At 63.5% G+C, this 25,952-nt stretch carries 25 protein-coding genes and 1 tRNA gene; 20 read left to right on the top strand and 6 right to left on the bottom strand.

Features of this window, described 5'->3' with window-relative positions; translation table 11 throughout:
- Positions 1–5 precede the first annotated feature (5 nt).
- The 6 genes from G572_RS0120000 (at position 6) to G572_RS25670 (ending at position 7,606) form a co-directional block, all read left to right on the top strand.
- On the top strand, positions 6–863 hold the full coding sequence (locus G572_RS0120000) for an ABC transporter permease (RefSeq protein ID WP_029059989.1): 858 nt from the start codon (positions 6–8) through the stop codon (positions 861–863).
- 7 nt (positions 864–870) lie between these two features.
- A complete protein-coding gene (locus tag G572_RS0119995; RefSeq protein WP_029059988.1) occupies positions 871–2,493 on the top strand; it encodes a GMC family oxidoreductase in 1,623 nt (540 codons plus the stop codon).
- A gap of 11 nt (positions 2,494–2,504) precedes the next feature.
- Positions 2,505–3,806: an NAD(P)/FAD-dependent oxidoreductase gene (locus tag G572_RS0119990; RefSeq protein ID WP_029059987.1), complete on the top strand. Its 1,302-nt coding sequence runs from the start codon at positions 2,505–2,507 to the stop codon at positions 3,804–3,806.
- A gap of 169 nt (positions 3,807–3,975) precedes the next feature.
- On the top strand, positions 3,976–5,166 hold the full coding sequence (locus G572_RS24895; protein ID WP_051242808.1) for an AGE family epimerase/isomerase: 1,191 nt from the start codon (positions 3,976–3,978) through the stop codon (positions 5,164–5,166).
- Positions 5,167–5,396: 230 nt separating this feature from the next.
- Complete coding sequence (locus G572_RS0119980; RefSeq protein WP_029059986.1) at positions 5,397–6,257, top strand: class I SAM-dependent methyltransferase; 861 nt, start codon at positions 5,397–5,399, stop codon at positions 6,255–6,257.
- A 221-nt stretch (positions 6,258–6,478) separates the two neighbouring features.
- Positions 6,479–7,606: a DUF2793 domain-containing protein gene (locus G572_RS25670; RefSeq protein WP_051242807.1), complete on the top strand. Its 1,128-nt coding sequence runs from the start codon at positions 6,479–6,481 to the stop codon at positions 7,604–7,606.
- Positions 7,607–7,782: 176 nt separating this feature from the next.
- On the opposite strand, the gene G572_RS0119970 is transcribed toward G572_RS25670, so the two are convergent.
- From G572_RS0119970 to G572_RS0119955, 4 genes are all read right to left on the bottom strand, one after another.
- Entirely contained in the window at positions 7,783–8,445 is a 663-nt protein-coding gene (locus tag G572_RS0119970; RefSeq protein WP_029059985.1) for an ABC transporter ATP-binding protein, read from the bottom strand.
- 9 nt (positions 8,446–8,454) lie between these two features.
- The gene (locus G572_RS0119965; protein ID WP_029059984.1) at positions 8,455–9,237 is read right to left on the bottom strand and encodes an ABC transporter permease; all 783 of its coding nucleotides are present in this window, start codon (positions 9,235–9,237) and stop codon (positions 8,455–8,457) included.
- Between the two features lie 89 nt (positions 9,238–9,326).
- Complete coding sequence (locus G572_RS0119960) at positions 9,327–10,592, bottom strand: KpsE/RkpR family capsule polysaccharide export protein (protein WP_051242804.1); 1,266 nt, start codon at positions 10,590–10,592, stop codon at positions 9,327–9,329.
- A 335-nt stretch (positions 10,593–10,927) separates the two neighbouring features.
- On the bottom strand, positions 10,928–11,905 hold the full coding sequence (locus G572_RS0119955; protein ID WP_037547502.1) for an NAD(P)/FAD-dependent oxidoreductase: 978 nt from the start codon (positions 11,903–11,905) through the stop codon (positions 10,928–10,930).
- A 215-nt stretch (positions 11,906–12,120) separates the two neighbouring features.
- Here G572_RS0119955 and G572_RS0119950 point away from each other — a divergent pair, with 215 nt between their 5' ends.
- From G572_RS0119950 to G572_RS0119935, 4 genes are all read left to right on the top strand, one after another.
- Positions 12,121–12,558 carry a DUF2948 family protein gene (locus G572_RS0119950; RefSeq protein ID WP_029059981.1) on the top strand — a complete coding sequence of 146 codons (438 nt, stop codon included), beginning with the start codon at positions 12,121–12,123 and terminating at the stop codon, positions 12,556–12,558.
- A gap of 45 nt (positions 12,559–12,603) precedes the next feature.
- Positions 12,604–13,899, top strand: coding sequence for a histidinol dehydrogenase (gene hisD / locus G572_RS0119945; protein ID WP_029059980.1), 1,296 nt, complete (start codon positions 12,604–12,606; stop codon positions 13,897–13,899).
- Between the two features lie 105 nt (positions 13,900–14,004).
- Positions 14,005–14,502 carry a UPF0262 family protein gene (locus tag G572_RS0119940; protein ID WP_029059979.1) on the top strand — a complete coding sequence of 166 codons (498 nt, stop codon included), beginning with the start codon at positions 14,005–14,007 and terminating at the stop codon, positions 14,500–14,502.
- 23 nt (positions 14,503–14,525) lie between these two features.
- Complete coding sequence (locus G572_RS0119935; protein WP_425423457.1) at positions 14,526–14,960, top strand: arsenate-mycothiol transferase ArsC; 435 nt, start codon at positions 14,526–14,528, stop codon at positions 14,958–14,960.
- Positions 14,961–14,999: 39 nt separating this feature from the next.
- Here G572_RS0119935 and G572_RS0119930 read toward each other — a convergent pair whose 3' ends face one another.
- Positions 15,000–15,611: a hypothetical protein gene (locus G572_RS0119930; protein ID WP_029059977.1), complete on the bottom strand. Its 612-nt coding sequence runs from the start codon at positions 15,609–15,611 to the stop codon at positions 15,000–15,002.
- Positions 15,612–15,849: 238 nt separating this feature from the next.
- On the opposite strand from G572_RS0119930, the gene infA reads away from it, so the two are divergent.
- The 9 genes from infA to G572_RS0119885 all read left to right on the top strand — a co-directional run bounded on the left by infA (position 15,850) and on the right by G572_RS0119885 (position 24,038).
- A complete protein-coding gene (infA, locus tag G572_RS0119925) occupies positions 15,850–16,068 on the top strand; it encodes a translation initiation factor IF-1 (RefSeq protein WP_013653834.1) in 219 nt (72 codons plus the stop codon).
- A gap of 55 nt (positions 16,069–16,123) precedes the next feature.
- Entirely contained in the window at positions 16,124–16,783 is a 660-nt protein-coding gene (locus G572_RS0119920) for a Maf-like protein (protein WP_051242800.1), read from the top strand.
- 136 nt (positions 16,784–16,919) lie between these two features.
- Positions 16,920–18,455: an AMP-binding protein gene (locus G572_RS24885; protein WP_051242797.1), complete on the top strand. Its 1,536-nt coding sequence runs from the start codon at positions 16,920–16,922 to the stop codon at positions 18,453–18,455.
- Positions 18,452–19,258, top strand: a complete 807-nt coding sequence (locus G572_RS0119910; protein ID WP_029059975.1) for an SDR family NAD(P)-dependent oxidoreductase — start codon at positions 18,452–18,454, stop codon at positions 19,256–19,258. The genes G572_RS24885 and G572_RS0119910 overlap by 4 nt, the downstream gene beginning before the upstream one ends.
- Positions 19,259–19,303: 45 nt before the next feature.
- On the top strand, positions 19,304–19,534 hold the full coding sequence (gene yacG, locus G572_RS24880) for a DNA gyrase inhibitor YacG (protein ID WP_037547500.1): 231 nt from the start codon (positions 19,304–19,306) through the stop codon (positions 19,532–19,534).
- Between the two features lie 107 nt (positions 19,535–19,641).
- Positions 19,642–20,478: a FecR family protein gene (locus G572_RS25665; RefSeq protein ID WP_051242795.1), complete on the top strand. Its 837-nt coding sequence runs from the start codon at positions 19,642–19,644 to the stop codon at positions 20,476–20,478.
- A gap of 142 nt (positions 20,479–20,620) precedes the next feature.
- Positions 20,621–22,234 carry a bifunctional metallophosphatase/5'-nucleotidase gene (locus tag G572_RS0119895; RefSeq protein WP_029059974.1) on the top strand — a complete coding sequence of 538 codons (1,614 nt, stop codon included), beginning with the start codon at positions 20,621–20,623 and terminating at the stop codon, positions 22,232–22,234.
- A gap of 257 nt (positions 22,235–22,491) precedes the next feature.
- Complete coding sequence (locus tag G572_RS25660; RefSeq protein WP_029059973.1) at positions 22,492–23,799, top strand: surface lipoprotein assembly modifier; 1,308 nt, start codon at positions 22,492–22,494, stop codon at positions 23,797–23,799.
- Positions 23,800–23,962: 163 nt separating this feature from the next.
- Positions 23,963–24,038, top strand: a tRNA-Phe gene (locus tag G572_RS0119885).
- Positions 24,039–24,182: 144 nt separating this feature from the next.
- Here G572_RS0119885 and G572_RS0119880 read toward each other — a convergent pair.
- Positions 24,183–24,737, bottom strand: a complete 555-nt coding sequence (locus G572_RS0119880; RefSeq protein WP_029059972.1) for a DUF1176 domain-containing protein — start codon at positions 24,735–24,737, stop codon at positions 24,183–24,185.
- A gap of 285 nt (positions 24,738–25,022) precedes the next feature.
- Here G572_RS0119880 and G572_RS0119875 point away from each other — a divergent pair, with 285 nt between their 5' ends.
- Positions 25,023–25,823: a phytanoyl-CoA dioxygenase family protein gene (locus G572_RS0119875; RefSeq protein WP_029059971.1), complete on the top strand. Its 801-nt coding sequence runs from the start codon at positions 25,023–25,025 to the stop codon at positions 25,821–25,823.
- Positions 25,824–25,952 lie beyond the last annotated feature (129 nt).

Here is a 25,952-nt window from a genome sequence, read left to right as displayed (position 1 = left end):
AGCCGATGGCCAGATCCGCACCCGCGCCCTTCGTCTGGGGCTACCGCGCCTACGTCCTGGCGTTTTTCCTTTTCCTCGCTGCCCCGCTGGTGGCAGCCGGCACCTTTGCGTTCAACGACAGCCTGTTTCCCGCACTTCCCTGGCAGGGCTTCACGCTCGACTGGTTCTTCAACGACACCGAACCCAAGCTCGGCATGTTTCATGACCGGCGCTTGCTGCGCGGGCTCTATTATTCCTTCGTGATCGCGATCTTCGTCTCGACGCTGTCGGTTTTCGTGGGAACCACGAATGCCTTCCTCTTCGTGCGCGGCCAGTTTCCCTTCAAGAACACGCTCTACATCGTGATGGTGATCCCGCTCGTCATTCCCGGCGTGATCCTCGGCATCTCCATCCTGGTGATCGCCAGCAACATGGCCAATTACTTCGACCGCGGCCTGGGGATCGATCTGGACTTCCTGCGTCCCGGCATCTTCCTTGTCGTGCTTGGCCAGTTCTCCTTCATCACCACGATCACGTCGCTGGTGATCACCGCGCGGCTGAAGAAGTTCGACGCGACGATGGAAGAGGCGGCGCTCAATCTCGGGGCGACGCGCTTGCGCGTGTTGCGCACCATCACGCTGCCGTTCCTGCGTCCGGCGATGATCGCCGCCGGTATCGTTGCCTTTCTCGTGTCCTTCGAAAACTTCAACACGACGTTGTTTCTCGTTGGCTCCGAGGCGCCGTTGACAATCACCATGTACGACCGCATGGCCAAGGTCGGGTCCACGCCGGTTCTCAATGCCGTTTCCTTCTTCCTGATGGTCGGCTCGGGGCTACTGGCGCTGGTTTCGATCGCGGTTCAGCGCGACAAGACCGTTCGGTAGGATTTCCATGTCGGACTATGATTTTGTGGTCGTTGGCGCGGGGTCGGCCGGCGCAACCCTTGCCGCGCGCCTCAGCGAAAGTGGTCGCTTCTCCGTCTGCCTGCTGGAGGCGGGCGGGTCGGACCGGAATTTCTGGATCTGGATGCCGATCGGCTACGGCAAGGCGTTCTACAACGCCTCGATCAACTGGATGTACGCAACAGAGCCGGACCCCGGCCTTGCCAACCGCTCCGGTTACTGGCCGCGCGGCAAGGTGCTGGGCGGCTCCAGCTCGATCAACGCCATGGTCTATATTCGCGGCCAGCATGCGGATTTCGACGACTGGAAGGCAATGGGCAATCCCGGCTGGGGCTGGGAGGATGTGCTGCCCTGTTTCAAGCGTGCCGAGACCAATGACGCGGGCGGCGACGACTACCGGGGCAATGACGGGCCCTTGCATGTGGCGACCATGCGCCGGGATCTGCATCCCTTGTGCGACGTGTTCCTGGAGGCCGGCGAACAGGCGGGTTTCTCGCGCAACGCGGACTTCAACGGCGCCGATCAGGAAGGGGTGGGCGTCTACCAGAACACCGCCAAGGGCGGTTTTCGCATGTCGACGGCGCGCGCCTATCTGGCGCCGGCCCGCCGGCGGGCAAACCTGAAGATCGTCACCCGCGCCCACACCACCCGCATCCTGATGGAGGGAAAATGCGCGGTCGGCGTCGCTTACCGGCAGGGCGGCACCGAGAAGACCGTGCGTGCTCGCCGCGAGGTGATCCTGAGCGCCGGCGCGGTGAACTCGCCGCAGATCCTGATGCTTTCCGGCATCGGACCGGCGGCGCATCTTCAGGCGAAGGGCATCGAGGTGGTGGAGGCCCGGCCGGGCGTCGGCCAGAACCTGCAAGATCATCTGGGGCTCGACTACCTCTACCGGTCGAAGGTTCCGACACTCAACAACCAGCTCTATCCCTGGTGGGGCAAGCTCCTGCAGGGCATGCGTTATGTCGCGACCCGGCGCGGGCCATTGTCGCTCGGTGTCAACCAGGCTGGCGGTTTTGTGCGCAGCAATCCGGAGGCGCCGCGTGCGAACATTCAGCTCTACTTCTCGCCGGTGAGCTACACGAAAGCGCCCAAGGGCAAGCGTCCGCTGATGAACCCGGACCGGTTTCCCGGCTTCCTGCTCGGCATGCAGCCGACCCGCCCGACGAGCCGGGGCCACATCTGCCTGCGCAGCGCCGATCCGTTTGCCGCGCCGGAAATCCATCCCAATTCGCTCAGCACCAGTCAGGACCTGACCGAGATGGTCGAGGGCTGCAAGCTCTTGCGCAAGATCGCGGCAACGCCCGCTCTGCAATCGGTGATCGACACCGAGATCGTTCCGGGCCCGCTGGTGCAAGGCGACGAGGAGATGCTGGAGGACGTGCGCAACCGCTGCTCCACCATTTTTCACCCGGTGAGCACCTGCCGGATGGGCCCCGACCCTGCCCGGGATGTCGTCGATGCAAGGCTTCGGGTTTACGGGGTGGAGGCCTTGCGCGTCGTGGACGCCTCGATCTTTCCAACCGTGACCTCCGGCAACACCAACGCCCCGGCGATCATGGTCGGCGAAAAGGGTGCGGACCTGATCCTCGCCGATCATTCGAACGTCTGAGAAAGGCCGTCATGCGTGCCAGCGACCTGTTCACCGAGGACTTTTCCGCAACGCCCTATTGGCAAGGCGCCACGCCGCAGCCGGACCTCCCGGCGGTGGACCTTCCGGGCGAGGCCGATGTGGTCATCGTCGGGGCGGGCTACACCGGCCTCAACGCCGCGCTCCAGACGGCGCGCGCGGGCCTGTCGACGCTTGTGCTCGATGCGGATCGGCCGGGCTGGGGATGCAGCACGCGCAACGGCGGGCAGGTCTCCACCTCCATCAAGCCGTCGTTTGCCGCCCTGACGCGCCGCTATGGGGAAGCGCTTGCGCGAGCGCTGCTGGCGGAGGGGCAGGCCTCGCTCGACTACATGCACGCGCTTGTTTTGGAGGAAAAGCTCGACTGCGACTTCAAGCCCGTCGGCCGGTTCCACGGCGCCCACAAGCCGCATCTCTACGATGCGCTGGCGCGCGAGTGCGCGGCCGGTCATCCGGTCTGGGACACGGGCGCCTATGCGGTTCCCAAGGCGGAAATGGCGAGCGAGCTTGGGACCGACGCCTATCATGGCGGGGTGGTCTATCCGCATCATGCGTCGATCGATGTCGGAAAGTATCACCCGGCGCTGCTTCGGCGCGTATGCGAGGCCGGTGCGCTCGTGAAGGGGCATTGCGCGGTGAGCGGGTTGTCGCGCGACGGCGCGGGCTTTTCCGTTGCAACGGCGCAAGGACCGGTGCGGGCCGGCAAGGTGATCCTGGCGACAAACGGCTATTCGGGACCGCTCTCGCCCTGGCACCGTCGTCGCATCATCTCCATCGGCTCCTATGTGATCGCGACGGAAGAGCTTCCGCGCGCGGTGATGGACACAATCATGCCGACCGACCGGATCCTGTCCGATACCCGCAAGCTGGTCTATTACTACCGTCCCTCGCCGGATCGCAAACGCGTGCTCTTCGGCGGCCGGGTGTCTTTGAGCGAAACCGATCCGCGCAAGAGCGCGGTGAAGCTGCACCGCGAGCTGTCCCGTCTCTTCCCGGAACTTGGAACGACCCGCGTTAGCCACTCCTGGATGGGCTTCGTCGGCTATACGTTCGACACGATGGCCCATTGCGGCGAGGATCGCGGCCTGTTTCACGCCATGGGGTTTTGCGGGTCGGGTGTCGGCATGGCGAGCTATCTCGGCATGCGCACCGGCCGGGCCGCTGCCGGGCTTGAACAGGAGCGCTCCGCGTTTTCGCGGATTTCCTTTCCGACACGGCCACTCTATGCCGGAAATCCCTGGTTCCTGGCCCCGTCCGTGCTTGTCTATCGGCTGCGCGACCGCATCGGCATCTGACCGGGTTCGCGACGTGCCGTTCGGTTGGTCCCGCGGCCGGAAAGCGGTTTTTGCCGGTGAGGGGATGCGGTCGTGGGCATGGAGGTTGTAAACAGAAGCGGAAACGGACAGGCCAAGGCGAGTCGCGAAAGCTGCGGTTCGCGCCACATCCGTCCGCAGGGAGCAATCGATGACCGAGGACGAGCAGAGTGCATGGCTTCGCGCGGCGTCCGAACGCTTGACGCGATGGCTTCTGTGTGAGGCGATGCCCCGGTGGACCGGACTCGGGTTCGATGCCGACACGGGCGGCTTCCGCGAAGCGATCGATCCTGACGGCCCGCATGCGGTAGTCGGGCCATGCCGGGGCCGCGTGCAACCCCGTCAGATCTATTCCGTGATTGTGGCCGGCCGGCTTGGATGGACGGGCGACTGGCAGGCAATCGCGAGCCGGGCAATGGACTGGTATCTGGCCCGGTTCCGGCTCCCCGACGGAACCTTCGCGGATATGGTTGCGCCGGATGGCACGCTGATCGACGGTCGTTTCGACCTCTACAATCAGCCGTTTGCCCTGCTTGCACTGGCCCATGCATGGAAGGCACTGCCCGCCCGTCGCGAGGAACTGGAACGCGTTGCAGCCGCGCTGCTAGACCGCCTGGAGGCGGACTACCGGCATCCCGTCGCAGGCTTTGAGGAGGGCACGCCGCCGCGCGAACCGCTGCGGGCCAATCCGCATATGCATTTGCTGGAAGCCGCGTTCGCCTGGGAGGCGGTCGGCGGCGGTCGCCGATGGAGCGATCTTGCCGACGAGCTCATGGGGCTTGCGCTTGACCGGTTCATCGATGCGTCGAGCGGGGCGCTGCGGGAGTTTTTTGCAAGCGACTGGCGTCCGGTGTCGGGCGAAAGCGGCCGGCAGGTCGAGCCGGGGCACCAGTTCGAATGGGCGTGGCTGGCGCTGCACTGGTCTCGAACGCGCGGGCGCGACGATGCGGCGATTGCAGCGCGTCGCCTTTTCGCGGTCGGGGAAACCTGGGGCATTTGCCCCGCGCGCCACGTGGCGATGCTGGAATTGAACGACGATTTTTCGATCCGTGCGCCGGTTGCGCGGCTTTGGGGGCAGACCGAATGGATCAAGGCGGCGCTGGCGCTTGCCCGCCTGTCGGGCGGACCGGAGCGGTTGCATTATCTCGCCTCTGCCCGCAGGGCCGTTGTCGCGCTTGAGCTGTTCCTTGTAAGCGAGCCTGCCGGGTTGTGGCGGGACAAGCTCGACGCGGACGGGCGCTTCGTTGCAGAACCTTCGCCGGCAAGCTCGCTCTATCATATCGTTTGTGCCCTGTCGGAGCTGGCGCAGGTGCGCGGTCCGGACTGGCCTCATGCGGGTTGATTGCAGGTCCGCGCGCGGCCGCTCAGAGGCGCGTTGTGCCGGCTTGGAGAGACGTCGGGGGTTTGTCGACAGATCCGGCCGCCAATGGTGCGGCCGTGTTGGCCGTGACAGCTTTGCCGGCCAGACGGGATGGCAATGGCATGCCGAATGGACTATCCCGGTTTTCAATGACGCAATGCCAGAGTTTGGGCGCTTGACGTCAATCAGTTGCGCGTGAACCGGAGCCATCAATGTCGGGCCTTTATCAACTCAAGCGGAAACTGCAGCGCAAGCTCCCGAAATCGATGCAGAATCGGTTTCAGGAGATGATCTATGTCTTGCTCTATCGCTTCTCGCCCGCACGAAAGCAGAATTTCTTCAACAGCGGTTACGCGCCCGCCAACGCGTTCTGTCGCGAAACACCGCCTTTTTCCAACGAGCCGCTGCAGGCAACGCTTTACGATCACTTGCTGGAATGTCTGTCGGACGCATGTGAAAATGCGCCGGACCGACTTCTCGACATCGGAAGCGGTCTTGGCGGCGGTGTCCGTCTGGGCGCCGTCCGCTTTCCTTGCGCGCAAGTTGTCGGCGTGGAGGTGAATGCCACCGCTGTCCGGGTTGCCCGCAGTCGCTTGCAGGATGTCCCGACAGCGTCATTCGAGCAGGGAGACGCCCGCGCGCTGCCATTCCCGGATGCAGGTTTCGATGCGATTTTCAGTGTGGGGGCAGCAAGTTACATCGGGCTGGACGAGTACTATCGTGAGGCCGCGCGTTTGCTGAAACCTGGCGGCACAATGGTTTTCTCTGCCGGTTACACCGACGCGCGCCTTGAAAACCATCGTCGCAAGAACGAAAGTCTTGCAAAGAAAAACGGCCTTGTGCTCCATACGTTCGAAGACATAACGCCCCATGTCTTTGCCGCGATCGGCGAGGATGTCCCGCGTCGCAAGGCGCTGATCGACCGGGTGCCACGTCCCTTCCGCGGATACGCTTTGAACTGGGCCGATATGCCCGGGACCATGCGCTACCAAGAATATGAGGACGGACGTCGTCTGGACTATTTCGTGGTCTGCACAAAGCCGAAGTCCGCGAAGGGTTCCAACGCGATGTGACGCCTTTCGCCTGTCCGACAAGCATGCCCGGCTTGTCGGGGCAAATGCGCCTCGCCCCCCGTATTGTTTCGCCACAGAAGCCGCCACCGGCGGCAGATTGCCGTGGCCGGATCCTTGGCCGCCTGGGAAACAGGTTTCGCCCATCCATGGCTCGGCGTCGGAAAACTTAATCCTCGCTCCCTTGTCTTGTGAGACGCTTGCACTGAGACAGGAGAACGCACATGGCCGATACCCCGCATCTGGCCCTTCCTCTTATGGAAGGAAGTCAGGGACAGAAACACGTCACGCACAACGAAGCGTTGATTGCCCTCGATGCCCTGGTTCAGCTTGTGGTCGAGAGCCGAGGGCTGGCGCAGGCGCCGCCGTCGCCGATGGCGGAAGACAGATACATTGTCTCTTCGGGCGCCACCGGTGTCTGGGCGGGAAAAGATGGTCAGGTGGCGGTCTACAAAGCGGAAGGCTGGCTCTATCACATGCCGCGACCTGGCTGGTCCGCGGTCCTGAAAGACGAGATGCAAATCGTGCTCTGGTCCGGGACCGACTGGCTTGACCTTCGGGCGCTTCCAATCGAATTCGCGCAGAAATTCGGCGTCAACGCCAGCGTGAGCGACTATGAACGTTTCGCGGTTTCCTCGCCAAGTTCACTGTTCAATCATCAGGGCGACAGCCACAGGCTGAAGATAAACAAGATGGGCCCCGGTGACACGGCAAGCATCGTGTTTCAGACCGGGTACAGCGGTCTTGCGGAAATGGGTCTTGCCGGAAGCAACTCGTTTCAGCTGAAGGTTTCGGCGGACGGCGTCACGTTTCTCAACGCCATGTCGGTTGATGGGGCCGGGGGAGATGTGGACTTCTCCCTGGCGAATGGGGGCGGGGTCCAGATCGGGCGATACACCATCGGTGCGAGTCCCCGCCTGTATCTGAATGCCGATGCCACGGATGGTGCGCGTGCCTTGATCGTCCTCGCGCACAACCATCAGCAGCGGGCGGCCATATACACCGAAACCGACAGTTCTGCGGGGATCGATGACCTGTATGTCTGCTCGTATCAGGATGATGCAAGGATACGGCTTGTGACGTCTCACGACGGGGCGACACAGTGGAACCATCTGGTCCTTGACGGAGAAACGGGGTCCGTCGGTATTGGAAAAAGCGATCCGTCTGCGACACTCGATGTCGACGGGCCGGTTCGCGTGAAGTCATTTACAGTCGCCAACCTTCCCGGAGCGACAGCGGTCGGGGCGGGGGCGCTCGTCCATGTACTCGATGACGCCGGCGGCTCGGTTCTGGCGTTTTCGGATGGCAGTGACTGGCGTCGCGCCACCGACCGGTCTGTTGTCTCGACATAGGGTGTGGCCCGACGAACGAGACTGACACGGCACAGGTCGCGTCCAAGACTGCGAGGAAGGGCGCGGTGTGGGCTGGCTGCCCGCTGAGGGGCGCTGACGACGGCACGGCGAAGCCAATTCCGATGTTTTTCTGCGCGCCGCTGCCAGGCGGTCAGACCTTTCCATCGGACTGCTGCTCACGGAGCATGGGTCTGGTTGTCATCGTGCAACTCGATTGCTTTTTCGATGTCGTCGAAATAACGCATCTTGCCCTGGTGAAGAACGCAGCCACTTTCACACATTTTCCGGATTGCTCCGGTGCTGTGCGAGGTCATCAGGACTTTCGCGTGCTTGAGCTTGGACGAGAAGACCTCTTCGCATTTTTTCTTGAAACGCGTGTCCCCGACGGCCGTCACTTCGTCGATCAGGTAGTAGTCAAAATCGATCGCCATGCTGATGCCAAAGGCAAGCCGGGCTTTCATGCCGCTGGAGTAGGTTCGGATCGGCACACGCATCGACGGGCCGAGTTCGGAAAACTCCTCGACGAACGCAATGATCCGTTCGCTGTCTTCTCCATACATGCGCGCCACGAAACGCGCGTTCTCGATGCCCGTCATGTCGCCGCCGAAGCCGCCGCTGAAGCCCAGCGGCCAGGACACCCGCGCCGAGCGATGAATACGTCCCTCGTCCGGCAACTCCGCTCCGGCGATCAGGCGCATGAGTGTCGACTTTCCCGCTCCATTGTGGCCAAGGATCGCAATATTCCTGCCCGCGGGAAGAGACATTGTCAGGTCTTCGAGAACGACCTTGCGAACGCCGTCGATCCGGTAGGTTTTCCGAACGCCGTCGAATGAGATCATGTCGTTAGACTACTTCTGGTGTTTTCGGTAAAGGCGCTCCGACCCGAATGCGATCAGCAGCAGGATTGCGATGTAGAAGAACAGATAGCTGACATCCAGTGTCTGGGGATTGTACATCGGATAGTAGCCGGCACGAAACAGCTCGATGCAGTGAAGGATGGGGTTCCAGGACAGGATGTAGCGAATATCCGGCGGAAAGTTGGAGGGAATGAAGAACACGCCGGATATGAAGAAGAGCGGTCGCGTCAAAACGGTGTGGAGCTGCTTCCACGTCGGCCAAAGCATCATGACAACCGCATTCGTCAATCCGGCTCCCAGACCGAGCAGGGCGACGGCGAGGATCGCGAGGAGAACTGTGTCCAGATGGGCCGGATAGTCGGCGATCTGGAGGGCAATCAGTCCGCCAAAAAACACGATGATTATGGTTGTGTAGGTCGCGGCAATCAGCAGGAACCGCGCAATGACCACATCGACTTCCTTGACGAGCGGATATGCCATCAGCCCGCGATTGGCCTGAAAAACGGCCATCAATGAGTCTGCGAGCTTGCTGTAGAACTGAAATGTCAGAATGCCCGTGGCGAAAAAAAGCGTAAAGCTTGTTCCAATCGGCGGATGGCGGGTCACGATCGAAAAAATGAGCGTAAGGAACGCCGTGCCGAAAATGGGTTCCATGATCGCCCAGAGATAACCCATCTTCGCCTTGCCGAAGGTGACCCGTGTCTCGCGAAGGACAAGGGCGCCGATCACGCGGATTTGCGTGCGCAACAGACTGTCCTGCTTGGTCATATCCATCGGTGGCATTGCATCCGGTGAGGTCGGTTGTTCCAAGCCTGTCCGGCTTCGGTCGATGCTTCAAGCTTATGCTATGCGCACGCCGTGTGTCAGCGCATGTGATCGCGTACGGAATAGACGATCAATGTGCCGATACCCCAGGCTATGAGCGCAACGATAAACACGAGGAAGCTGTTGAGCATACGCTCGGGGTAGAGCGCTTCCTCGGGCAGGCTTGGTGCGCGGAACACGGCAAGGAAGCGTTGCTGCCGATCCGCCTCCGCGCGCGCGCGCTCCAGCGAGGCGAGCGTCGTCGCATAGGCCTGCTGGGCGAACTCCTGCTCGACTTTCAGCTCCTCGTAATTTGCAATGAGGGCCGAGAGGTTCACTGTCTTGCCGGTCAGAGCCTCTGTCGTGCCACCGATCTCCGACTGTTTGCGCGTCAGCTGCTCTTCCAGGGAGCGGATCTGCTGGCGAAGCCTTTGTACGGGGGGCGAGCTTTCGTCGAGCGAGCTGGTGAGGGAGGTGAGACGTGCCCGCAGGTCGATAAGTTGCTGTTCGATACCGGTGATCAGTTCGATCTGCGCGGCGGCCGTCGCTGTCGGATCGACCGAATTGGAGGCAGAGCGAAACACCTGCATCGATTCCCGGATGATCTTCAGGCGCAGCTCCGCGGACGCCACTTCCTTTTTCGCGAACTGCACGGCGTCCTTGCGAGCCTCTTCGGAAAGCCTGTTGATCAGGTCCTGGCTGTACCGCACGATCAGCGTGGCGATTTTTTCGGCGTCCTGCGGAGAAAAAGCCTCGACCTCGAAGCTCATGATCGAGGATGTGTTGTCAAAGGAGGTGGTGATAAGCCAGTCCCAGTATTTGACAAGCGATTCAATCGAGGCGTCTTCATCCAGTCGGTAGAAGAAGTCGACGTTCTGGCCACCGTAAATGGCATGAAAGTCGATATCCTTCCGAAGCTTTTCGAGAAGTTCCCGGCTCTTGAGATACTGAAGCAGGATATAGGAATCTGTTGTCGTCGTGCCGACGCTTGAAAGGCCGGTGAGCGAACCGAGAAAGTCTGTTCCCACCGCCGAGCTGTCGGTGCTGCGCACGGAAAATCCGGCGCTTGCAGCATAGCGATCCGAGGCAATAAACAGAAAATAGCCTGCGCCCAACAACGTCGGGACCAGAACGCAGAGCACGAATGATGCGGCCAGGATGAGCCTGCGGATCTCGCGCGGACGGCGTTCGGTCTGCCGATGGCGAGACAGTGCGGCCGCAGCCTGCTCAAGCCTGAGAGGGATCACCGATGTCTGGCGGCTCTTAGTATCGCCTGTCTCGGTCGCGTCCTTGTCAGCCGAATTCGTCTTTGCGGTATCGGACATCGGTACTCGTTTCATGCGCCTGCGGCGGGCCGGGGCCCCTGTGCGGTGCTTGTAACCGCCTCTCGCGTTCTCTGCCAGACCCTTGGCGGCGGATGCGGCACTGCCACCCAGTCATTCGAGCGCGTGGGATTCTGGAGTAGACGCTACCAGCACTGTGGCGACAATAGGGTTTATTCACCGTTAACGGTCTTATTGGACACTTGTGACATCAGCGCAACCTTAGGACGAGATTTTAGAGAAGGCGCCTTTGTCATGGCGTGTTGGGGTTACGCCACCCGGGGTGCGCTCATGTATCCCGCCGCAGCCGGCGTGCCGCAGACAAAGGCCGGTGCCGCTTATGGGACCGTTTCGGCAATCCGTTCCGCCAGCGCAAATCCGCTGTCGAAGCCACACTCGACGCGCGCGCCGAGACACCAGTCGCCACCGGCAAACAGCGTGTTGGCTTCTATGCTCAAAAAGGGGGCGCCAAGCGACGTCAGCGTCTTGGCATGGCGCCAGCGATGGGCGCTTGCATGGGCGATACCGGGCAGGGACATGCCGACACTGTCGCGAAGTGCGGCGAGAAGGGCGCGCGTGGCCGCTTCATCGCCGAGCTCCAGATTGGCGGTGCTCCATTTGGCGCTGGCGTGGAGAACCAGGCGCGGCGGTGCGTCGGTGCGTCCGGGTTTGGCGGATTCCGACGCGATCCATGAAAGCGGTCCGGCATCCGGCACCAGAACGTCGGGAAGGGCCGGTGCCGGCCCCGCGGTCTCGAAGGCGACCATGAGCGCCCAGCAGGGCGCAATCTCCACGCCGGAAAGAGCGGTCATTGCGTCGGGAAACCCCTGGACGAGCGCGCCGACCTGCGGTGCGGGCAGGCAGAGCGCGACGATGTCGGCGACTTCCGTTCGCGCGGTTTCGGCAAAAGAAAGCTGCCATTCGCACCCGCTCCTGCGGAGAGACGTCAGCGTGTGTCGACTGCGAATGTCGAGGTTTTCGGCAAGCGGGCGTACGAGCGCGGACATTCCCGGCGATCCGAGATAGCGCGGCTCGCCATCGCTCGTTCCGCTTGTTGTCCAGAGGCGGGCGGCCCCACGCGTCATGGCATCACGCATATAGCCGGCAAACGCCGGCCCGCGGGCGGTCGCGAACTGGGCGCCATGGTCGAAGGTCAGGCCGTCGGACGCCCGTCTGGTTGCGATCCGCCCGCCAAGCCCGCGCGACTTGTCGAAGACGACCGATGGCAGTCCGGCCGCCGCAAGTCTCGACGCGCAGGCAAGGCCGGTGATACCGGCGCCGATAACGGCGATGCGGGGCGGGCAGGCTGAAGGCATGAATCGGGTTCCTTGCAGGGCGAGGCGGGAAGAAGAATGGAGCGCACCGGTTCACACGAGCCTACGCCGTGCGGGGCGGTCCGGATCGTGCCGGCCGGCCGGACGGGCGGCGCGAGGTTGCCTTGCGGCGGGAAACCATTACGTCTATGCCGGACTTCGCGGCAAGCCCGCGCTCGTTCCGAGACCAAAACACTCTGGCTGGAGACGATCCATCGATGGAGCAGTTGAAACTCGCCGCGCTAGACCCGGACGATCTGGCGGTGATTTCCGCGCAGGTGCAGGATGCGGTTTTGAAGGTCGGGGACATTCGCTTTTTTCCGGCCGACCGGCATCTCGTCGTCACCATGAACCGGTTTGCCTGGGACGGGGAAGACGGTGGACGGAAGCGCAAGCACGAACGCCGCCGCGCGGCATTGTCTTTCGCGCGCGTCGGCGCTCCGAAGTCGCTCAACATCCGCCAGGATGCCAAGGATGCGGTCCTGTCCCTGCTGGCGGTGGAGTTTGAGGAAGGCGAGGCCCCGGCGGGCCGGGTCAACCTGCTCTTCGCCGGCGGCGGCACCTTGTCCTTCGATGTCGAATGCATCGAGGCTCAACTCGCCGATCTGGGCGCGGCCTGGGCAACCGATAACAAGCCGCACCACACGCTCGACTGACCTGAACGGCGCGTTCAACCCCTATCGTGATCCCGGGAGACACCCTTGGCTCTTCGCCTCGCCACCTCCGATCCTGACTTTCAGGGCCGTTTCGATACGCTTCTCGCCAGCAAGCGGGAGGCGTCCGCCGATGTCGATGCGGTCGTACGCGACATCATCGAGGATGTGCGCGCCAATGGTGATGCCGCGCTTCTGACCTACACCGAGCGCTTCGACCGGCTGAAGGCCGCCTCTCTCGCGGAGCTGACGGTGACGGCGGAGGAGATTGCCGCGGCACTTGAGAAGATCCCGGCGGAAACGCTCGATGCGCTCACGCTGGCGCGCGACCGGATCGCCTCGCACCACGAACGCCAGATGCCGAAGGATGACCGCTACACCGACGCCATCGGCGTTGAGCTTGGCTCGCGCTGGACGGCGATCCAGGCGGTGGGTCTCTATGTTCCGGGCGGAACCGCGAGCTATCCGTCCTCCGTCCTGATGAACGCCGTGCCGGCGAAGGTCGCGGGCGTGGAGCGGGTCGTCATGTGCGTGCCGAGCCCCGACGGCGTTCTCAATCCGCTGGTTCTCGCGGCGGCGCATCTTGCCGGCGTGACGGAAATCTACCGCATCGGTGGCGCGCAGGCGATTGCCGCACTCGCGCATGGAACCGAAACAATCGCGCCTGTCTCCAAGATCGTCGGTCCGGGCAACGCCTATGTTGCCGCCGCCAAGCGGCGGGTGTTCGGCACCGTCGGCATCGACATGATCGCCGGCCCGTCGGAAATCCTCGTCGTTGCCGATGGCGAGAACGATCCGGACTGGATCGCCGCCGACCTCTTGAGCCAGGCGGAACATGACGTCAGCGCACAGTCGATCCTGATCACGGACGACGCCGACTTCGCGAGTGCCGTCGAGCAGGCGGTGGAGCGTCAGCTTGCCGTGCTGCCGCGCAAGGACGTCGCCGCTCCGAGCTGGCGCGATTTCGGCGCGGTGATCTGCGTGTCGTCGCTCGACGAGGCGCCGCCGATCGTCGACGCCATCGCTGCGGAGCATCTGGAGCTCGCCGTCGCCGATCCCGATGCGCTGTTCGACCGCATCCGCAATGCGGGCGCGGTGTTTCTCGGCCGCTACACGCCGGAGGCCATCGGCGACTATGTCGGTGGGTCCAACCACGTTCTGCCGACGGCCCGTTCGGCGCGCTTTTCCTCGGGCCTTTCGGTGCTCGACTTCGTCAAGCGCACGTCGATCCTGCGCTGCAACGCGGACAATCTGCGGCAGTTGGGTCCGGCGGCGATTGCGCTGGCGGAAGCGGAAGGTCTGTCCGCGCACGGACGTTCGGTCGGCATCCGGCTCAATCTCTAGCAGGGTCGTGCCGCGCTTCGGCACTTGTCGGAACGCCCCGGACCGCGTTAGGTGTTGGAAGGATAACGGGCGCCGCTCGGGTGTCGCTGGCGACAGGAAAACGGGATGACAGCACCGCAGAACGCGGCCGGGCAGGGCACGGCCCGCCTTGTCGACGTCGAGCTCGATGAAGGTTCGATCTCGCGTTCCACCCCGGACATCGAGCACGAGCGCGCCGTCGCCATCTACGACCTCATCGAGGACAATGAGTTCGAGCCGGTCGCGGACGAGCCGGGGCCCTATCGGCTCAAGCTGTCGCTGGTCGAAAAACGCCTGATCTTCGCGGTCTCGCGCGAGGACGGCGCCCCGGTCGTGACGCACATGCTGTCGCTGACACCCTTGCGCAAGGTCGTGAAGGACTACTTCATGATCTGCGAGAGCTACTTCGAGGCGATCAAGACGGCGACGCCGAGCCAGATCGAGGCCATCGACATGGGCCGGCGCGGCGTTCACAACGAGGGCTCCCAGATCCTGATGGACCGGCTCGACGGCAAGATTCGTGTTGACATGCAGACGGCCCGAAGGCTCTTCACCCTCGTCTGCGCCCTGCACTGGAAAGGGTAGCGGCGGTGACGAGCTCCGGGGCAATACCCGGTGCAGTGCTCTTTGCCTGCGGCATGAATTCCGTACGCTCTCCGATGGCCGCGGCCATCACGGAAAAGCTGTTCCCGCGGCGCATCTACGTGCGCTCCTGCGGCGTGCGCGAAGGCGTGCCCGATCCCTTCGTCGAGGCGGTGATGGCGGAGATCGGCTGCGATCTCGCCAAACATCGTCCGAAAACCTTCGAGATGCTGGATGAATCGGGCTTCGATCTCGTCGTGACACTCGCCCCGGAAGCCCATCACAAGGCGCTGGAGATGACACGCACCGAGGCGGTCGACGTGGAATACTGGCCGACCCCGGATCCGACGCTGGCAACGGGATCGCGCGAGCAGATCCTCGACAGCTACCGCAGTGTGCGCGACATGCTGATGCTGCGCATCAAGAAGCGCTTCGGATGGTCGCCGACGCCGGGCGGGTGAACCTGCACGAGCGCGTCTGCGAACCGCGCCGGATTGTGTCTAGACAATACGCGCCCTGGAAAAGCGGAAATCGATCCCGAGCTTGGCCGCCTCGATCGCGTCATGCAGTTGGCCACTCATGAAGAGTGCCGAATACAATTTGGGGTCGACCCAAAGATCGGCGTCGTCCAATGCCGATCCAGATACAGCGACATCGCCGTCACTCGGCTCTATCGGTCTCTCCCAGATTTCAACTCCGGTTTCTTTCTTTCGCGCAAGCAATTTCGCTTTTTTACTTTCACCGGGCAGCCGCGTGGTCTTGTCCATTTCGTAGATCGGGAACTCCACCAGCTCGCCGTCTCCGAAATCGAATTCCTTGAGGAGTTCAGCCAACTTGCCCTTGACGCAAATAAAACCATCAACGGCGAAAAAATCCTTCACCCGGGACCAGCGCTTCGGATCGAACACATAGGCCGCTTCGGCGAAGTCTTCCCGTTCAAGCTTTTCGTCTCGACTATGCTTGAGCACATTCTGATATTGAGTTTCGGCGAGAGCGCTCTTTTCGAATTTTGGCGGCGCCCAGTCCTGACCGTAGTGCTTCTCCCGAATCCCCGGCTTGTCGAAAAGCCGGGAATTGCTGCCAACGGTGCTGACCCAGATCTCGTCCGGCATGTCATTCTCCCCAAGGCGAGCGTCGCGTGGCGTGCGGCGTTTGCACCCTCAGGTTTCATGGATCGCGCGTTCGCGCAACCGTTCGGGCGACGGTGAGAGATGCCCTTTGCGAGGGCGATGCGAACCGCCGCGCGGGGCCGCATGCGACCCCTTTTCGTCGCGTGAAACTGCCTGTTTCCTTTCTGGATGCGATCCGCTAGGTTCGCCGCCACATCTGGCAGAATAATCAGGAACCCATATGGCCAAGGAAGAAGTCCTCGAATTTCCGGGGGTGGTTACGGAACTGCTCCCCAATGCGACGTTTCGCGTCAAGCTCGAGAACGATCACGAGATCATTGCCCACACCGCTGGCCGCATGCGCAAGAACCGCATTCGCGTTCTCGCCGGCGACCGCGTTCTCGTCGAAATGACCCCCTACGACCTCACCAAGGGTCGCATCACCTACCGTTTCAAGTGATCGCATTCGTTGCGGCCGGGCGTGCCGGCCGCCCGGATCGAGAGACCGCGAGCCGATGACCGCCTCCGACACCTCCATCGTCACAGATCGCCAGACGCTGGTGCTGGCGTCCGGATCGCCGCGCCGGCTGGCGCTGCTTCAGCAGATCGGCATCGACCCGGACACGCTGCTTCCCGCCGACATCGACGAGACGCCGCGCCGTGCCGAGACGCCGCGCGCGCTGGCCCAGCGGCTTGCGCGCACCAAGGCCGAGGTGGCGCGCCGGGCGGCTGACCGGGTGGAAGCGAACGTCGACGGGCTCGTGCTGGCGGCGGACACTGTGGTCGCCGTCGGGCGACGCGTCCTGCCCAAGGCGGAGACGCAAGACCAGGCCGAAGCCTGTCTTCAACTGCTGTCGGGGCGCGGGCACCGGGTCTATACGGCAATCTGCGTGAGCGCGCCCAAGGATGTCATCCGTCAGCGTCTGGTGGAAACCCGCGTGCGGTTCAAGCGGCTGTCGCGCGCGGAAATCGCCGCCTATCTCGCGAGCGGCGAATGGCGCGGCAAGGCAGGCGGCTACGCCATCCAGGGGCTTGCCGGCGCCTTTGTGGTCAAGCTCTCCGGCTCCTATTCCAATGTGGTCGGCCTTCCCTTGCATGAGACTGCAAATTTGCTTGGCGGCTTGAAATATCCGGTTCTGGAAACCTGGCGCGACCCGGCCCGAATCCGCCCCTGACGCGGCTGCGCGGCGATGGCCGGTCCGGATTTCGGCTTGGCCTCGCGCAGCAAACCCTGCCATAAATCCTGACGGAACGTGCCGGTCGCATGCGGGCGGACACGCGTGCGCATGCGGGAATGTCAGGGGGACAGGCATGAACATGGCAGCGTGGCTTGCGCGGGCCGGCCGGGCGAGGGCGGATCTGCCGGCGCTGTCGCGCGACGGAACGGTCGTTGCAACCTATTCCCGCTTCGCCGAAAACGCGGCGCGTCTGGCGAGCGCCCTGCGCGGCTCGTTCGGGCTCGCGGCCGGCGACCGCGTGGCCATCGTCGCCAAGAATTCGCCCCGCTATCTGGAAGCGCTTTATGCGATCTGGTGGGCGGGGCTTGCAGCCGTTCCGGTGAACGCCAAGCTGCATGCGGCGGAAATCGGCTGGATCCTGGAAAATTGCGGCGCAAGGCTCGCCTTTGCCGGAAGCGGGCAGGACGCGGAAATCGGCGCCTATGCGCCCGAGAGCCTGCGCGAGATCGTGACAATCGACGGTCCGGTGTACCATCGGATGCTGGGTGCCGACCCGGTCGGGCATGCCGATTGCGCGCCCGATGAGCTTGCCTGGCTGTTCTATACCTCCGGCACCACCGGGCGTCCGAAGGGCGCGATGCTCAGCCACCGCAACCTGATGGCCATGAGCCTCGCCTATCTCAGCGATGTCGATCCGACGGGGCCGGGCGACACGCTGCTGCATGCCGCGCCGATGAGCCACGGCTCCGGCCTTTATGCGATGGCGCATGTCGCCCGCTTCGGCGTCAACGCGGTCACGGCGTCTGGCGGCTTCGAACCGGTCGAGGTCTTCGACGCAATCGCCCGCACGCCGGGGCTTTCCATGTTCGCCGCGCCGACCATGATCAAGCGGCTGACCGATCACCCGGGCGAGGCGGTTTGCGAAAATATCCGCACGATCATCTGGGGCGGGGCGCCGATGCATGTGGCGGACGCGGTCCGCGCCATCGACCGGTTCGGCCCGCGCTTCGCCCAGATCTACGGCCAGGGCGAAACGCCGATGACAACTACGGTGCTTTCGCGGGCGGATATCGCCGACCGCGACCATCCGCGCTGGCGCGAAAGGCTCGGCTCGGCGGGGATCGCCAACAGCGCCGTGGAGGTGCGTATCGATGCGCCGCGGGATACACCGGGCACGAGCGGCGAGATCCTGGTGCGCGGCGACACGGTGATGACCGGCTACTGGGGAAACCCTCAAGCAACCGCCCAGACGATCCGCGAGGGTTGGCTGCATACGGGTGACATCGGGGCGTTCGACGCGGAGGGCTATCTGACGCTGATGGACCGTTCCAAGGACGTGATCATCTCCGGCGGCACCAATGTCTATCCGCGCGAGGTGGAGGAGGTACTCCTCGCCCATCCCCAGGTCCACGAGGTCTCCGTCATCGGTCGGCCGGACCCCGAATGGGGAGAGAACATTGTCGCCTATTACGCGGGCGATGCGGAGCCGTCGGCGCTGGATGCGTTGTGCCTGGAGAGGATTGCCCGCTTCAAGCGGCCCAAGGCCTATGTGCGGGTAGAGGCCTTGCCGAAGAACAACTACGGCAAGATCCTGAAGACGGAATTGCGGGCGATGGACGCGCGGGCACAGTCCGCGCGTGTCGACATTGGGGAGGAGAGACAGGGATGACGAAACGTCTGGAGAACAAGGTCGCGCTGGTGATCGGCGCCGGATCGAGCGGACCCGGCTGGGGCAACGGCAAGGCGGCCGCCGTTCTCTTTGCCCGTGAGGGGGCGAAGGTGGTTTGCGCCGATATCAGCGAGACGGCGGCGGGCGAGACCCGCGACATCATCCTGTCGGAGGGGGGAGAAGCGGTCGCGATCGGTTGCGATGCGACCGCCTCCGAGGATGTCGCGCGCGCCGTTGCCACGGCGCGCGAGGCCTATGGCGGGCTGCATGTGCTCGACAACAACGTCGGCATCGCCGAGGTCGGCGGTGTCGTGGAGCTTGCCGAGGCGGAATGGGACAGGGTCAACGCGGTCAATCTCAAGAGCGTCTTCCTGGCGATGAAATACGCGATCCCGGCCATGGAGGCGAGCGGCGGCGGGGCCATCGTCAATATTTCCTCCATCGCCGCGATCCGCTACACAGGGGTTGCCTATTCCACCTATTATGCGACCAAGGCGGCGGTGAATCATTTGACCAGCACCACGGCCGTGGAGTACGCCGCCCGTGGCATTCGCGTGAACGCGGTCCTGCCGGGCCTGATGAAGACGCCGATGGTCGAACATGCCACGCGACTGGCGGACGTCTATTCCGACGGCGACGTCGAGGCGATGTGGAAGAAGCGCGATTCCCAGGTGCCGATGGGCCACATGGGCGACGCCTGGGACGTGGCGCATGCGGCGCTTTTCCTGGCCAGCGACGAGGCCCGCTACATCACGGGCCATCTGCTCGTGGTCGACGGGGGCATCACCCTGAAATACAGCTGAGGCGCGGACCGCTCGCGCCGGACACCATCCGGAGTTTCAAGACGTATGACCGACAAGCGACCTTCTTCCGACACGCCGCGCCGGGCCCGGCCTTGCCCGGAGTGCAGCAAGTTGTCGGTGGAACCGTTCTATCCGTTCTGTTCCAAGCGCTGCTCGGACGTCGACCTGAACCGCTGGCTTTCGGGAAGCTACAGCGTTCCGGTCGTCGAACTGGAACCGGAAGACCTGGCCGAGCTCGAGGCGCGCCAGAACGCGGACGATCCCGACCGCATGTGATCGGCATCACCCCTGGCGTCGCACGTCCGGCCTAGACTGTCCCTGCGTAATCGGCGAAAGTGCCTTGCGCACAGCAAGCCCATTGCACGCGACAGGAGTGCCCGGTCATGCCCCGTCCCAGCCACTGGTTTTGTGTTCTCGCCGGTATCGGCCTGGCCGTTGGAGCGGTCCCGCACGCCAGGGCGCAGGAGCGCGTCGGCGTGGCCAGCGCCGTGGACCAGAGCGCTGAAAGCCAGCTTGGAGGCGGTCCCCTCAAGACGATCCGCATCGGCAAGACCGTCTTTCACAGCGAGCGCATTCGCACCGGCGGAGAAGGGCGCGTTCAGGTCCTTCTGGCGGACGGGTCCAATTTCATGGTCGGTCCGAATTCCAGCCTGACCATCGACGAGTTCGTTTATCGACCGAACGAAGGGCAGGGCAAGATGATCGCCACCTTCGGACGCGGGGTGGCACGGTTCGTCGGCGGCAAGGTGTCCAAGTCGCGCGGGGGTGTCACCATCAAAACGCGGCAGGGCACCATCGGCATTCGCGGCGGCATGGCGGACCTTTTCGACCGGGGCGGAACCACCGTCTATTCGTTTTTGTTCGGCAAGGGCCTGACCTTCCGGTCGGCAAACGGCAAGACCTTCAGGGTTTACCGGCCGGGCTTCGCGGTCTTTCCGTCCGGATCCGGCGCGCGCACGGGAAAGACACCCCGGTCGATCGTCACGGCCATAAACCGGCTCCTGACCGGCGAGGCGCGGGGCGGCAGCCGGCTGACGCAGGCACAGCTCAACCGGTTGGCGGGGCTGAATTCCGGCGTGTCCCCGGAGCCGGGGCAGCCGATCCCCGGGCCGGTGATCGTTTCCGGCACCGGCGAAGTGCCCGGCCGCCTGCTGGATCCGGGCTTTGCCAATTCGGTGTTGCTGAAGACCAGCAACACCATCTGTTACTACGGCTGCTGACCCGTTTGCCCGGCGCGTCCGGGCCGGACCGCCGCCTCCGGTCTTGTTGCCAAGGTCGGGGGGAGGTGGCAGTCTCGTGGCAGGCAATGCGCATGGAAATCGTGATGGCTGCGCGCGAAGCGGCGACCGGGAGTGGACGGTGATGACAGGACGGGTTTTGGGGTGGGGAGTGCTTGCGCTCGGTCTGGCGATCGTGCCGGCGCAGGCGGAGTATTCGCTGACGATTTTGCACATCAACGATCTGCATTCGCGTCTGGAGCCGATCAACAAATACGATTCCACCTGCTCGCCGGAGGACGATGCCAAGGGCGAGTGCTTCGGCGGGGTGGCGCGCATCAAGGCCAAGATCGACGAGCGCCGCGCGGCGCTCGCCGAGGCGGGGCGTAATGTGATCACGCTCGACGCGGGCGATCAGTTCCAGGGATCTCTGTTCTACACCACCTACAAGGGCGCCGCCGCGGCGGAATTCATGAACGCGATCGGCTTCGACGCCATGGCGGTCGGCAACCACGAGTTCGACGATGGACCGGAAGGGCTTGCGGCGTTTCTCGACAAGGTCGACGTGCCGGTTCTGTCGGGCAATATCGATGTCGAAAACGAACCGGCGCTGAAGGGCAAGGTGTCCGGAACGCTGGTGCTGACCGTCGGCGAGCAGCGTATCGGCCTGGTGTCGACCCTTGCGGAAGACACTGTCGAGACCTCGTCTCCTGGCCCGAACGTTCCGTTCTTTTCGGCGGAAAACTATTTGAAGGGGGCAGTGGAGGGGCTTCAGGCCGCGGGCGTGACCAAGATCGTCGCGGTGACCCATATGGGATTGCCGCGCGACATGCAGATCGCCTCGCGGGTGCCCGGCATCGATGTGATTGTCGGCGGTCATTCCCACACGCTCCTGTCGAACACCGATGACAAGGCCGCCGGCCCCTATCCGGTGCTCGTGCAGAATCCGGTCGGCCAGCAGGTGCCCATCGTCCAGGCCTACGCCTACGGCAAGTTCCTCGGCGAGATCGAGGTTGTTTTCGATGACGACGGCAACGTCGTCTCCGCCAATGGCAACCCGGTTCTGCTCGATGCGTCGGTGGCTGCCGACAAGGCTGTCGCCGCGCGGGTGGCGGAACTCGGCGAGCCACTTGAGGCTTTGAAAGCCAAGGTCATCGGCGACACGAAAACGGTGATCGACGGATCCCGCGACAGCTGCCGGTCCGGTGAATGCCCGATGGGCAACCTGGTGGCGGAGGCCATGCTGGATCGCGTGCGTGCGCAGGGCATCGACATTGCGATCCAGAACGGCGGTGGCTTGCGGGCGTCCATCGAGGCGGGCGAGGTCACGATGGGCGAGGTGCTGGCGGTCCTGCCGTTCCAGAATACGCTCGCCACCTTCCAGCTGAAGGGAAGCGACGTGATCGCCGCGCTCGAAAATGGCGTCTCCCAGGCGGAGGAGGGCGCCGGGCGCTTTCCGCAGGTTGCCGGACTGCGCTTCAGCTGGACCCGCGCACGGCCGGCTGGCGATGGCCGCATCATCAAGGCAGAGGTTTTTCAGGACGGGACCTGGATGGCGCTCGACCCCGACAAGACCTATGGCGTCGTCTCCAACAACTACATGCGTGGCGGCGGGGACGGCTACCGCGTGTTCGCCGATGCGGGCATGAATGCCTATGACTACGGCCCGGGCCTCGAAGAGGTCGTTGCCGACTACATCAGTGATGTCCAGGGCGGATACGATGCCTTCACCGACGGCCGGATCCGCGAGATCGAATAGCTGTCACGGCCTCAAGCAGCCTCGTGCCGCGGCACTTGTGCTCTTGCTGCAACAAACACCGGAAAATGCCGGGCCCGCATGTGTGTGTGCAAGACGTGACGTAGCGTTTCCCTTAGGTTTGCAGGTGGTCCGGTCTGGCCGGTCATGCAAGCAGGCCAGACCCGGAAAGGGAGGGGCGTGTTGTGTTGCGGCGCCATCTGTTGTCTGTCTTGCCGGGTCTGGAGCCGGCCCGGAGGGCTGTGCCGGCGGCGTTGCTCATGGCCGCTGCGCTGACCTTCGCCCAGATGGCCTCGGCCCAGAGAATGGACGCACGGGCGGCTTTGGAGGCCCGTCAGGACGTCTTGCTGTCGGCAATGCTTGACGATCCGCAGGATCTCGATACGGCTCTCGAACACGCGGCCGTGTCGGTGCGCCTTGAAGATTATGAAGCCGCGGTCGGAACGCTGGAGCGCGTTTTGATCCAGGCGCCGGACAGCCCGGCCGTGCTTCTGGAGCTCGGCGTTCTCTACTATCGGCTTGGATCCTTCGAAACCGCGAGATTGTATCTGCAGCGCGCGGAAAGTGCTGCGAATGCCGCGTCCGACGTGGTGGAGGCGGCACGCCAGTTCCAGTCTGCCATTGTTGCCGCCGAAGATCCCCTCAAGGTGTCGGGCATCGTCACCACGGGCCTGCGCTATCAGAGCAACGCAACGGCGGGCCCGGGCGAGCGCATCGTGACCCTGGGTGCCAGCACCGTTTTGCTGTCCGACACGGTGCTCGGCCAACCGGATGCAAACGCCTTTGTCGCCGGCAATGTTCATGTCAGCTACGACCTGGGCAATCAGGGCGATCTCCTCGAGGCGGACCTCCTGTTTTACGGCGACCGTTATTTTGATACGGGGCGGCTGAACAGTGCCATGTCCGAGGTCACCTTCGGTCCCTCCTTCAACATGGCGCGCTTCGACGTCGACGACGCCCGGTTCGGGGTTTACGGCATCGTCAACGGGGTGCGCCTCAATGGCGGAAATTATTCCGGAACGCTTGGCGCAGGCGCCCGCTTCGCCATTCAGCCCTCGCCACGTTCGACGGTCAACGCCAGGATCGAGTACCGCTACAACTGGTTTCGCGACACAGCCACCTACCAGACGGTGAGCGACCGCAACGGCTACGACATTTCCGGTCGTCTGGCCCATATCGTTCATGTCGACGACACATGGTCGCTGCGCGGTGCGTTCCTCGCCGGCTTCGAGCAGGCGAAGGCCGGCTTTGAGACCCGGTGGCACGCCGGCGCAACGGTGGGCGCAACTTACCGCTTCGCGTCGCCCGTGGAGCGTCTCGAGACGCCCTGGATGATCGATCTGGATGCGGGCTATCTGCACCGCGCCTATGACGAACCGGATCCCTCGGTCAGCGCGACGCTGACGCAAAGGGACAATGAGGGCTGGGTGCGCGGGGCGCTTGGTATTCCGCTTCGCGCCGACATATTGCTTTCGCTGTCCGCCGAATACCGCCGCGTCCAGTCGAATTATCAAATCCGGGACCATTCCAACACGATCGGCATGGTAAGCCTTTCCAAGGTTTTTTGACCGCCCGGGACACCGGTGTTGCGTGTGCGTGCCGGGTTTCGGGGGACGTGCCGGGACGTTGCAATGTGCTTGTGCAAAACTTCGCGCTGGCAACTGGACACGCCCGTTTCGAGCCTCTATAAAGCCGGCACTTCAAGGCGTTCGCCCGTCGGCGATCCGCTTGGCCCAGGTAGCTCAGTTGGTAGAGCAGCGGATTGAAAATCCGCGTGTCGCTGGTTCGATTCCGGCCCTGGGCACCACTCACCTATAAAATTCACAAAATCGGCAAGTTGTCTTTCGGCTTTCGCCAGCCTCGCATTGAAAGCGGGCAGGTTCGGGAAAGCCGGATTGGTGACCTTGCGATCTTGCGCGCCGCGAAACCGGTGTCGCGGCGCGCGACTGCATCAGTCGATCACGCCGTCTGGCGAGAAACCGCAATGCTCCGCGAGCTTGATGTAGGCTGCGGTAAAGCCGCAGAGTGAGGCCGTGTAAAAGGTCCCGCCGGGCCCGACGATATCGATGCGGCCATTGGCCCGCATCGCCTGCAGGATCCGTTGCTTGTCCGCCTCGGCAAATTGGGTCCGGGCGTAGGCGTGGCCGTCCCGGTCGAAGCCCGTTGTCACGCGTGCCTGTGCGCTGTCGCCATCGTCGAAAACGAAATTCACCGTGTCCCCGTCGCCAAGAACGGTCGCCCGGCCGCGAAAGGCGCGCTCCGTCAATATAACGCCGGGATAGACATGGGGTGGCAGGGCGTCGCCATCGGACACGTCGATCAGGACGGTCGGATCGCCGTCGCCGCCGGTCCATATCCGGCAGGTGGTGCGAAGGTCCTCGCCCGTGTCCAGTTTTTCGATCAGGACGGTCCAGTCCTTGTAGGCGAAATATTTGCCGGCGGCCTTTGCCGGAAGGGCGAGAACGCCGACCGCAAGGATCGCTGCGACAAACGACAGAGGCTGCATTGAGTTCTATCCCTTTGAAAGTGTGATTGATTCGTCGTCGTTTGTACGGCGGTCAAACCACAGGCTTGCCGGGTCGTCTTCCGGAGGTCGGGTAGTGATGTCGATCGATGGAGAGTGCCGAGACGGCACCGGGGAGGGGCCGGGACGGAAGAGGGCATCCGCGATGAAATGTCCGTTTCGGCAAAGCTCTTGTTGATTGTCGGCGTTCGCGCCGCGATCATTGCTTTCCAATTCCAACGAGAAAGGGCGCCAACGCCCTCCGCACCGGATCAAGAGGAGGACGACATGCGACTGACCGAGGAACAGCTGGAACAGTTCGAGACGCAAGGGTGGATCTTCATCCCGGAGTGTTTTTCGCCGGAAGAGGTCGCCGTGTTGCGTGACGAGGGCGAGCGGATCTACGCGGAGGAGCGCGAGGAGGTCTGGCGGGAGGCATCGGGCGCACCGCGCACGGCATTCGCCGCTCATCTCTACAACGAGGCATTCGCCATCCTGGGGCGTCATCCGCGGCTGATCGAGCCGCTCGAACAGGTGTTCGGCGAGAAGGTCTACATGCACCAATACAAGGTGAATGCGAAAGCCAAGTTCACCGGCGATGTCTGGCAATGGCATCAGGACTACGGCACCTGGCATCGCGACGACGGCATGCCCGAACCGCGCGCGATGAACATCTCCGTGTTTCTCGACGAGGTCTTTTCCTTCAATGGCCCCTTGATGCTGATCCCGAAAAGCCACAAGCACGGGGTTCTCGACGCCGGTCATGACACCTCGACGACAAGCTATCCGCTGTGGACGCTCGACAATGATGCGGTGGAGAAGCTGGTGGAAGAGGGCGGTCTCGTCGCGCCAACCGGCAAACCGGGGGGCGTTTTGATGTTCCACGGCAATCTCGTGCATGGATCGGCCGGCAACATCACGCCGTTTCCGCGCAAGATCGTCTATCTGACGCTCAATGCCGTCTCAAACCATATCCGCAATCCCACGCGCAAGGAGTGGATCGCCCATCGCGACTTCACGCCGATCGAGGCCTGTGACGACGATGCGCTGCTGCGCTATGCCCAGACGCACCGGGTTGCGGCCGAATAGACCGCACGGCTGACAGGGGAGGGCGAACCGCCCTGCGGAAAAGGGCATTCTCCGGTCTTGCCCTTGCGCTGCGGCTGGGGGAGAACAGGGACCGGCCACGCCCGTGGCCGGTCCTGCCATGTTGACGGA

The organism is Stappia stellulata DSM 5886, assembly GCF_000423705.1.
GTDB classification, from domain to species: Bacteria; Pseudomonadota; Alphaproteobacteria; order Rhizobiales; family Stappiaceae; genus Stappia; species Stappia stellulata.
This window is presented reverse-complemented; position numbering and strand designations above follow the sequence as displayed.